The sequence below is a fragment of the Candidatus Babeliales bacterium genome (genome assembly GCA_019749895.1).
GTDB lineage: Bacteria > Babelota > Babeliae > Babelales > RVW-14 > AaIE-18.
Genome location: JAIEPG010000002.1, coordinates 121,419 through 132,121 on the forward strand (window position 1 = coordinate 121,419; position 10,703 = coordinate 132,121).

Genomic DNA, 10,703 nt, shown 5'->3' on the forward strand with positions numbered 1-10,703 from the left:
TTTTAAAAATAAGTTTTTTGAAATCTGTTACTAAAAATAAATGGTTAAGGAGTTATTTCGCACACGAAGCTGTCTTTTTATTCAACGCTTCTGTGCTTAATTTTATGAATAACGGCTGAGTAGCCGTGATGTGGTTCATGCTTTAGAAAGCGCGCAACGCGCGTGATGGTGGCAAGACTTGCCCCGGTAACCTGACTAATTTCGCGATATGACAATTCGCCTTTTTCGAGCAAGCGGCAAACACGCCACCGCTCGGACAAGGCAATAATTTCCTGCGGCGTGCATAAATCACGCAAGAAGCGACCCACTTCGTCAGAGGTTTTCAACAGAAGCAAGGCTTCACACAGCTCCTCAACGGAGCTTGTCGACAGGATTCTGGTTGTTGCCTTTTCTTTCTTTTTCATCGTTTTTCCGTGTTTTTCTTCAAATTTTTGTTCTCTTGTTTTATCATACTAAAACAAACCGACCGCAAAGTCAACTACTCATACACAAATTCAGTGCCGACATTTGACCGGTAAGTAGCCGGTAAACGGCCGGTAAATGATGAAAAACCCTAAAAATACGTTCTTATTTTTTCTTTTTAGCCAAATCATGAAAATGTTTCTTGAGAAATACATCCCACGTAACCCAAAAAAGCGCTAATGCTATTAAAACATGTAAGTGTTCATTCATTTTTTTCTATAAAAATAAAACTGCACGCCATAAGAACATGCACAGACAAATAACGACAACAAATAAAGTTCATACCAATGCCACATGCTTAGGTCCTAAATGATCTCAATCAAATGAGCCCAGAGGTTGTTATAAAAAACAAATCTATAAAACTAATTAAAACGACAAGCAAGCAAGAATATATGCCTGAGTAAGATTGGTATATTCCTGAAGTATCTCTTCAATACTCATTCCCTGCGCCAAAAGACCCAAGATCAATTGGACCGTTAAGCGCGTTCCTTTGATAACTGGCTTTCCAACCATTACTTTGGGATCAACCACAATGCGATTTAAAGTTTCTAATTTGTTCATACTTCAACCTTAAATTTTTAAAATTTTTAAAAATGCCTCTAGCTCAATAAAAAACCATACAATGCTGGACTGCCCTGGTCAAGCAAATGTCAACTCCTGCCACTTATAACACAGTAGTTGACACCACTGAACTATGCATGGTACGAGTAAAAGAAAATATTAAGAATGGCCCCTGGATTTTGGATTAAATTTATGAAAAAAATTTTTTTTCTAGCTATCGCACAATGCTTATCACTCAGTGCCTTACTTTATTTTCTGAAAAAACCTATCCATCCAGTTAGCGGAACGGTAGCACATTATGTTGACGAACAAAGAATATTTGACGCCAAGCCCCGCTCTTTGGAAGTTGTTTTTTGGTACCCTACCAACAAATCGGTAAAAACAACGCCTCAGGAATATGGCATCTGGAAACTCGGTGATGTAGCGGTAGATACACCGATAATCCCTGACAAACTACCACTCATTCTTTTTTCACACGGCTTTGGCGGCGACCCGTACGGAAACTCCTGGTTTGCGCACTATTTGGCCTCGCATGGTTACATAGTTGCTTGTGTAAAACATTATGGCAACGCTTTTGGCAATATGATTCCTGAACTTGGCGCCCGCCCCTGGAACAGGCCGTTGGATATGAGCTTCATTCTTGATAAAATTTTAAGTGATCCACGCTTTAAAGATCATATCGATGCCAACCGGATAGGCGCGGCAGGTTTTTCGCAAGGCGGCATGACCACACTTTGGCTTGCTGGAGTTAAGGCTAATTTAGATCAGGAGCTCTTGTACAAATACATGGCAAGCATAAAGGATAATGAATGGAGATCGGTCTTTGAAAACTTCACACAAAGTGATATTTCAGATGCCAATAAATCGTATCATGATGATCGGATAAAAGCTGTTTTTGCAATGGCACCTGGGCTTGATTTTAATAATTGGATGTTTACAAAAGAAAGTTTATTAACTGTCTACACACCAATATACCTTGTTGTGGGCGATGCAGACATGGTAGTCTCAGCTGATGAACATGCAAAATTTTTTGCACAAAATATACCATCAAGCACACTCACTATACTTTCTCCAAACGTAAGTCACTGGGTCTTTATGAACGAAAGCACTCAAGAAGGCAAAAAAATTAACCCAAAAATTACTATTGATGCCCCAGGGGCAGACAGAACAAAAATTCATAAAAGCGTGGGCAGGACTGCTTTAAAGTTTTTTGATACAAATCTAAAAACATCAAGTAAAACACCCAAATAACAAGCTTTAAGCCGTTATTTGGGGCCACTTTCTAAATTCCCCTTTTTGCGCTAAACTGGTTTTATGTTTAATAAAAAAAATGCCTTCAAACTCTCATCACCGTTCAAGCCTGCGGGCAGCCAACCAGAAGCAATAAAACAACTTTGTGAAAACAGACCAGGAAAATCTACCCTACTTGGCGTAACCGGCTCCGGCAAAACCTTTACCCTGGCAAATGTTATTGCTCAGCGTGGTAAAAGTGTACTCATTTTGTCGCCCAACAAAACGTTGGCAGCACAGCTGTATGAAGAATTTTCGCTTTTTTTTCCTGAAAACAAGGTCTGTTATTTTGTGAGTTATTACGACTACTATCAACCCGAGTCGTACCTACCTGCACAAGATATTTATATCGCCAAAGAAACCAAAATTAATACCGAAATTGAACGGTTACGCGTTGAAGCAACCGCTTCAATTATTAACCGCAACGACGTTATTGTTATTGCCTCAGTCTCGGCAATTTACTCGCTTGGTAACCCAACTGATTACCGTGAACTGACCTTCCAAATTAAAGTGGGCGACACTATCTCGCGCAAAGAGTTTGTTGAAAAGCTTATTTTTATTCAGTACAAACGCAACGACGTTGAGCTCAACTCCGGCAACTTTCGTGTAACGGGTAACTCAATTACTATTAACTTGCCCTACCTGCATGACAACATACGCGTTGAACTTTTGGGCAACACCATTGAAACTATTGAATTGTTGGACAAACGCGAACATAGAGTAGTGCAAGAACTCGACAACTTTTTAATCTTTCCAGCCAAGCACTTTTTGACCACACAAGACAAACGCGAAACCGCTATTCAAAACATTAAAGAAGATTTAGAACGAGAAGCGGCTGAACTGACCAACCCGCTCTACCGCGAACGCTTGATAACCAGAACCAAGCATGATATCGACATGATTGCAGAAACCGGTTACTGCAGCGGTATTGAAAATTACTCCCGCTACTTTGATGGCCGCATGCCAGGCAGCGCGCCCTACACCCTGTTTGATTTCTTTGACGATGATTTTTTACTGGTCATCGATGAGTCGCATATCACCATCCCGCAACTTGGCGGCATGTATAAGGGCGACTATTCGCGCAAGCAAGCATTGATTGAATATGGTTTTAGACTGCGGACAGCAGAAGACAACCGCCCGCTCAAGTTTGAAGAAATCGAAAGATTCTTTAAAGACGTCATTTTTGTTTCTGCCACTCCAAGCGAATATGAGCTTCAACATAGCGATCAGGTTGTTGAACAAATTGCACGTCCAACAGGTATTATTGACCCGGAAGTTATTATGCGGCCACGAGAAGGCCAAATTGAAGATTTGATTAAAGAAATAAAAGATACTAATAAACGTGGCTTTAGAACACTTATCACTGTTTTGACCAAAAAATCAGCAGAAGATTTATCACAATTTCTTGAGAACCAAAAACTTAAAGTTTGCTATCTACACAGTGAAATTAAGACACCACAACGGACTGAGATTCTGCACAAGTTACGCTTGGGCGTTTTTGACTGCTTAGTTGGTATTAACCTGTTGCGCGAAGGCTTAGACTTGCCTGAAGTGGCACTGGTTGCTATCATGGACGCCGACATTGAGGGTTTTTTACGCAATGAACGCTCGCTGATCCAAACCATTGGACGAGCGGCACGTAATGCAGAAAGCAAAGTAATTTTATATGCCGACAAGATAACCAAGTCGATCAAGCGAGCGCTTGAAGAAACAAACAGACGCCGCGCAATTCAGACAGCTTATAACGAAGAACATGGTATTACACCGGAAACCGTAAAGCGCGAAGTAGCAAAGAGTATTTCCAAACTTCAAGAAGGTATTAAAGCCGCATCAAAAGCAGAAAAACAGGGCAAAAAAATTAAACCTAAAAACGCTGACGATGCACGCGCGCTCATTACTCAACTTGAACTTGAAATGCAACAGGCAGCAGAAGATTTAAAATTTGAACGCGCTATTGAACTGCGCGATCGTATTTTGGCACTACAAAAACAATTTTTACAAAAATAATAATGCAGAACACCAAGCTTGAGCAAGAATGTATTGATCTGTTTAATGCACAGGGTATGTCTACCCAAACCATTCGTGCATTCCAAGAAGTTATTTATAATTACTACCACCAAGCCGGCAGAACCTTTGCATGGCGACAGGAAGTAACACCGTACCGTGTTGTTGTTTCTGAAATTATGTTGCAACAAACACAAACCTATCGGGTTGCTCCAAAATTTGATGCGTTTGTTGAACGCTTTCCAACGTTTAACGAACTCGCACATGCACCGTTTGAAGAGGTACTGCGCTTATGGAAGGGCCTGGGCTACAACCGCCGCGCTCTTAATTTACAAAAAATTGCACACAACTTGGTTACCAACTTTGACGGACAACTGCCCAATTGCCCGCAAACGCTGGCAACCCTGCCCGGCATTGGCAAGGCAACAGCTGCCTCAATCTGCGCTTTCGCACACAACACGCCAACTACTTTTATTGAAACAAATATCCGTACCGTGTTTATCTACTTTTTTTATCGAACAAAAATAGATATTTCAGACAAAGAACTCATGCCATTAATTGAAAAAACAGTCGATACTAGCAATCCGCGACATTGGTACTATGCACTGATGGACTATGGCGTTATGCTCAAAAAAAATGTTGGTAACTTGTGCAAGCTGAGCAAGCATTATGCAAAGCAATCTAAGTTCCAGGGCTCAGACCGGCAAATTCGCGGTATGATTTTACAGGTTTTACTCGAACACCCACTTTTATCAGAACACAAGCTTATTCAAAAAATAGACCGCCCACAAGGTCGCATACAGTTAATTCTTGATCAACTTTGCCAAGAAGGCTTTATTCAAAAGAGTTCTCTTGGTTTAAAGCTCTCCTAATGTTCCCACCAAATCTTAAAGAACCTTCATCTTTCTAACATTTTTCTCAAAATCTTGAGTTCTTCTTTTCTCTTGAACTAGGATAGTAAAAGCTATTTTTAGTATTTAAAGGTTTCACCCCTCAAAAAAAGAGAGAATTGCGATGAAACAAAAAAGAACATACTCGGTCCTAGGCCTTGTTTTATTGTTGAGCTTGATGCTCAATATTAACCAAGCAGCATTTGCAGGACCCGGCGACCCCTCAACATCCGACAGTACCGATAATAAAGATAAGAAAACAGAGCAACAAACCAACGAAAAAAAATCAGACAGCTCAGATAATAAAAAAGAAACTAACGATCAGAAGAAAAAAGACAAAGAAGCCGAAAAACAGAAAAAGAAAGAGGCTGACGATCAGAAGAAAAAAGACAAAGAAGCTGAAAAACAAAAAAAGAAAGATGCTGATAATCAAAAGAAAAGCGACACTGATAAGAAAAGTAAAGACAGCGACAAGAAAAAAGAGAGTACCAAACAAAGCAAAAAAACATCTCAAGTGGGCATGACCAAAGAACAACAGAAACAACAAAAACAAATTGAAAAAGAGAAACAAAAAAAAGCAAAAGAAGCAGCAAAACAAGCAAAGAAAAATAAGGGCAAAGCGAAAGAAAAAGAAGAAGATCAACAAATTGTAGCCGCAACAGGCCCCCAACAAAAAATCTCTAAAGATTTATTCACTGCGTTGCCAGGAACAGATTTACAAAACATCGATATCGCTCGCGGCGGCAACGACCCATTAATTTTTGGGCTCTCAAAAGACGGAAAATTATCCAAACTCAATAAAGATTGGAACGGCTGGTCTGACATTTCTCCAACAACAGTTCTTCAAAGTTTTTCGGTTGGCGCTGATGGCACTATTTGGAGTTTAGACAAAGATGGTAACTGCTGGTACCAAGAAGACGGACAAACAGAATGGGGACAAATTAGTACCAAAGACAAAAAATTTGCACAACTTTATGTTGGTAATAAAAATGAAGTTTGGGCCCGCGATACCGATAACAATATTTGGAGAAAAAAGAACCCAGTTACCGAACAAACTGAGTGGCAAAAAGTTGATGGCCAAGGGGTTTTTATAGCATGTAGTGGGGACGGAACTGTTTTACTTGCAGCTAATGACCTAGTTCTTCGTACTTTTAATCGCTTTAAAAAATCATGGGAAAATATTATAAAACCAGCAACATTTGATATGGGCAACCCATTAAAAATATCAACAAAAGATAAATTTAATACTCTGTTTCTTGATTATAAAAACAACGCATGGAAACTTGCACCAGGAAGAAGCGGCAAACAAAAAACTGATTGGCTAGCAATTGAAAGCGCTACCGGCTCTTTTAAAGATATTGCAATTGGTTACGACGGCACTATTGTAGCAATAGACAAACAAAATAATATCGTTGTTAACAAACCATCAAAAGACGATACTGCTGCTCTAGAAAAAGCACGTGGACCAGAAATTCGTGGCACGCAAATTGTCAGACTTATTGCAGGACCAAATGTTGACGGCATGCGAGCCTGGACCCACGCCGATAGCTATTACGACCAAAACGCTCAAGTAGACCCACCAAACAACTTTAATGAATTGTTAGTTGGTAGCTCTGGATCGGGCTCTGTAACTTTGAATATTGAAAAACCAACTGATGAAACAACCTCTCAATCAGACGAGGGAAAAACGCAACCAGACAAAACAACAACAGAAACAGAAATAGAAAAGGCAACAAAAAAAGCAATTGCACCTTCTTCTGACGCAGGAAAAAAATTAAAAACTGATCAAGCAAAAGCAGATGACAATAAGCAAATAATTAAAACGCAAGATAAGCGCCAAGATATTGGTTGCTTTTTTACTATCACAGCTGCACAAGATGACAACTCGACTAACGTTATTAATTTTGGCGACACGGTAAGTATTTGGTCACTCTACGCAGCAGAAGGTAATCTTAAAAAGGCTGGCTCACTAAGCAAAGAATGGAAATGGTGGGTAAGCGACAGTCATTTCATGTGGAAGCCTGATCAGTTTGATATTCGGGTGTCATTACTCAATCATCCACACGCTCAAGATGGCTGGCAAACATTTAAACTGATAAGTCCATACAATCAAACAGGCCCAATTCGTTCAAACGACACAATTATTATTCAAAGTATGGCTCCACATGCCCAAGAGCGTAACCTTTGGGTAAATCAATATAGCTGGGTTAATGCCAAAGAACATTTTGAAATAATAGTTCCTGCTATCAATACAGGATCTTGGCAGCCAAGTTTTTATGGACAACAAGACCTTGGCGGCGCACAATACTTTACACTCCAAGCAGTAAATTCAGAAGCAGATGTTCCTGATACGGGAACCTCACTCAACACTAAAGACCCAAAGAAAACTGCACGTGATGTTTTTAATATGATCAAAGGATCAGCATTTTGGTTTGATAAAAAACTGGCAACAGCAACCGTTGCAAAATCGTTAGTAAAATCTGAATTGACATCAGGCCTTGGCGTTGTTAGAGAATTACGCAACAATACGGACTATGAAATAACAACCAACAACTATGGAACCTGCCCCCCTCACGACACAATTCAAAACAAAAAATATGAATTACTTGAACCATTAATTCTTGAGGGATTTGCAAAAGAGCCTTCAATCGCTGACTTTGGCCCAGACCGCATGATTACACTCAACAAAATGTTTAGCAAAGGCTTTGCTTGGATTGACACCGCGCTTGAAAAACCTGGTAAAGCAACCATAACGTTCCTTGCACGCGCTGGTGACACTGGCGGCATCGAAGTTGTATTTAATACAAAAGCTGATACACAAGCCAAATGGCACGTTATTATTGGCGGCAACAATAACACAACATCACAAATATTACTCGATGGCAAACTCATGGCAGAAGCGCCACTTGCCCGTGCAGTTCCAGGTAACTTCATTCCTTACTGGATTTCTATTAACAACGGCTGCATACTCGTTGGTATTGGCACACCAGGTACGAGTATCTTCATGTCTGCCTATATGCCTGAAGCTATACCTGTTGATCGCATTGGTTTTAGCTCTCACAATGGAGCGGTTGATTACACGGAAACTAAAATTGGACAGGCACTTCAAGTTATTGCAGAAGACGTTTACGCAAAAGCTAAAGACATTACGTTGCCAGCTAATGGCACTCAAATTAATGTAATAGACATTCCAGTTCGCCTTCCTAACGAAGCAAGTATTGCCTTTGCCGCTCAAGCAAAACATGATTTGGCAATTGTTTTACAAAATAAAAAAGGCGACAACAAATATCGTGTTGTTATTGGCGCTCAAGATAATAAGGTAATAAAAATTGAACGAAATGGTAAGGTTGTGCATGAGTTGATGACTGAACTACTCCCTACAGTACACGTCTCTCCAGACAAACCTACCGACTTCTGGATAAGTATTCTTGGCGGCGCAATTATGGTTGGTCAAGGAAAAATTGGCGACAATTTATTAATGGCATGGCAAGATCCAGACGAACTTGAAGATATCACACAACTTGGCTTTCAACCGTCTGATCACGAACAAAAAATTACCAACATAGAAATTGCACCGCCCGTTACGATAGGCATTGAAAAAACAGCTATAAAATACGAGCAAGAAGTGAAACGCTTTCCATACAAAGGTACTATGACGGTCCATCGACCATTTAGATACGACTTTATTCAAACTGACCAACGTGTAACCATGAAAGACATGTTAAGTGGAAAAGCATTTAGTGTTTTAAGTACGCCACAACAACAAGCAGAATACGTATTCTTAATTGATATCGATACGGTTGGCTTACCAACAATAAATCTTATGCAACAACCAGATGACGCACCAGGAAAAATCCTACTAGAAAAAGGTGCTATTCTTAGAGAAATAGAAGCCAACAAAGTAGCAAAAATTGCTGACGCAAAAGGAAGCATTATGGACGCAGCTGGGCAAGCAACGTTACAAGCAGGTGGTTCTTTTGGCATGTCACCAAATATGATTATGGCACTGAGTGGACTTGCGTTAAGTGGGGTGGGCATAGGACTTGCAACAGGCGGCGCAGCCATAAAGGCTGAAGGTCAAATTAAATCTGCAGAAATCATGAGCCAAGCACAAAAAATGCGTACCGACGCACAATTTGGCTTCCGCGCTCATAATAGTTATAACTTCCTTGAACAACCCTCAAAAGAATTTGGTGCTTATGAATCTGTTCCTAATGAAGCACAACAAAATGCTGCAACAGTAGCACAACTACTTAGTGAAACAAAAAAATTCAGCTTTGCCGATCCAAGCAATTATTCAGTATTACTTAAAATTTACACAGATATTTTGCGCAACATAACACACCCATTCGTTATTCAAAACGAAGTAGTAAAATCAAATATCTTTGATGACTTAGACCAATTTAGACAATATTATCAGTACAACACCGAATCAATAATGTCTATTCTTGACGTACTAGTACGAGCCTATTCAAATTCTTACCTTGTTGATCAAGAAAACAAACGCGACGTTGCCGCAAAAGACCGCTGGTATTTTACTATAGCAGACATTGGGAAAGCATTCCTCAATGCGTCCATACAAGACCCAGAATTTGCCTTTACGTTACCACCTCTTTATGGCGAATACATTTGGATACCATATGAAATAAAAGCCAAAAATCTTGGTTGGATAATTTTTGAAGCGCGCGGACAAAGCGACATCTTTATCGCTTTTTCAGAAGACGCCACCAGCGTGCGAAATACTGATACAGACATTTATGAAACGGTTATTGGTGGCTGGAATAATAGCAAGCACGTAACACGTATAAAAAGCCTTGGTCGTTCAGTAATAGAAGTTAAAGCCGATCGCTCATCACAGCTTTCTCTACGAGAATTTAAAACTTACTGGGTTGGTCTTAACGATGGCATGATCAGCTTAGGCTCTGGAGACAAAATTGGTGAAAACATTATTATGGAATGGCAAGACCCATATCCTTGGAAAACTATTAAATTTATTGGAATTAGCACCTGGGACGTACCAGTAGAATTTAAAAATGTTTATACAATCGAAGGACTGGAAAATCAAGCAAAAATAGCAACAGAAAATTTACAAAACCCTATTCCTCAACCATTTCAACAACTAACTCCTGAACAACTACAACAACAACAAGAAGCTTTGGCTCAATATGCACCAGCTCCGGGAGCAAGCCCTCAACCAATAGAATCTAAACAACAAGCAGCAACAGTACAATCTCAAGCGGTTGATGCTCAGCAGGCTTACCAACAGGCAGAAACGGCTCAGTCTGGCTACCTGCGACCTCATCTCCCACCGGGCATGGCTCCAGGCATGATGGGCATGGGATATCCAGGTATGGGTATGGGCGGCTATCCTATGAGCCCTCAACAACCTCCACTCCCTCAAATGCCTCAGATGCCTATGCAACCGCCCCGCACTCGCTAATATTAGTTCATAATTATTTACTCATTAAAAAAGGCTTCCGAAGTTCGGGAGCCTTT

6 protein-coding genes are annotated in these 10,703 nt (G+C 40.3%); 4 read left to right on the forward strand and 2 right to left on the reverse strand.

Annotation, left to right across the window (positions count from 1 at the left end):
* Positions 1–77: 77 nt before the first annotated feature.
* Both K2W90_01590 and K2W90_01595 read right to left on the reverse strand, forming a co-directional pair.
* Positions 78–404: a trp operon repressor gene (locus K2W90_01590; GenBank protein MBY0353039.1), complete on the reverse strand. Its 327-nt coding sequence runs from the start codon at positions 402–404 to the stop codon at positions 78–80.
* 424 nt (positions 405–828) lie between these two features.
* The gene (locus tag K2W90_01595) at positions 829–1,023 is read right to left on the reverse strand and encodes a DUF433 domain-containing protein (GenBank protein MBY0353040.1); all 195 of its coding nucleotides are present in this window, start codon (positions 1,021–1,023) and stop codon (positions 829–831) included.
* Between the two features lie 192 nt (positions 1,024–1,215).
* Here K2W90_01595 and K2W90_01600 point away from each other — a divergent pair, with 192 nt between their 5' ends.
* From K2W90_01600 to K2W90_01615, 4 genes are all read left to right on the forward strand, one after another.
* Positions 1,216–2,274, forward strand: a complete 1,059-nt coding sequence (locus K2W90_01600) for a prolyl oligopeptidase family serine peptidase (protein ID MBY0353041.1) — start codon at positions 1,216–1,218, stop codon at positions 2,272–2,274.
* 63 nt (positions 2,275–2,337) lie between these two features.
* Entirely contained in the window at positions 2,338–4,320 is a 1,983-nt protein-coding gene (gene uvrB / locus K2W90_01605; GenBank protein ID MBY0353042.1) for an excinuclease ABC subunit UvrB, read from the forward strand.
* Positions 4,321–4,322: 2 nt separating this feature from the next.
* Complete coding sequence (locus tag K2W90_01610) at positions 4,323–5,189, forward strand: hypothetical protein (GenBank protein ID MBY0353043.1); 867 nt, start codon at positions 4,323–4,325, stop codon at positions 5,187–5,189.
* A 142-nt stretch (positions 5,190–5,331) separates the two neighbouring features.
* On the forward strand, positions 5,332–10,647 hold the full coding sequence (locus K2W90_01615) for a hypothetical protein (GenBank protein ID MBY0353044.1): 5,316 nt from the start codon (positions 5,332–5,334) through the stop codon (positions 10,645–10,647).
* Positions 10,648–10,703 lie beyond the last annotated feature (56 nt).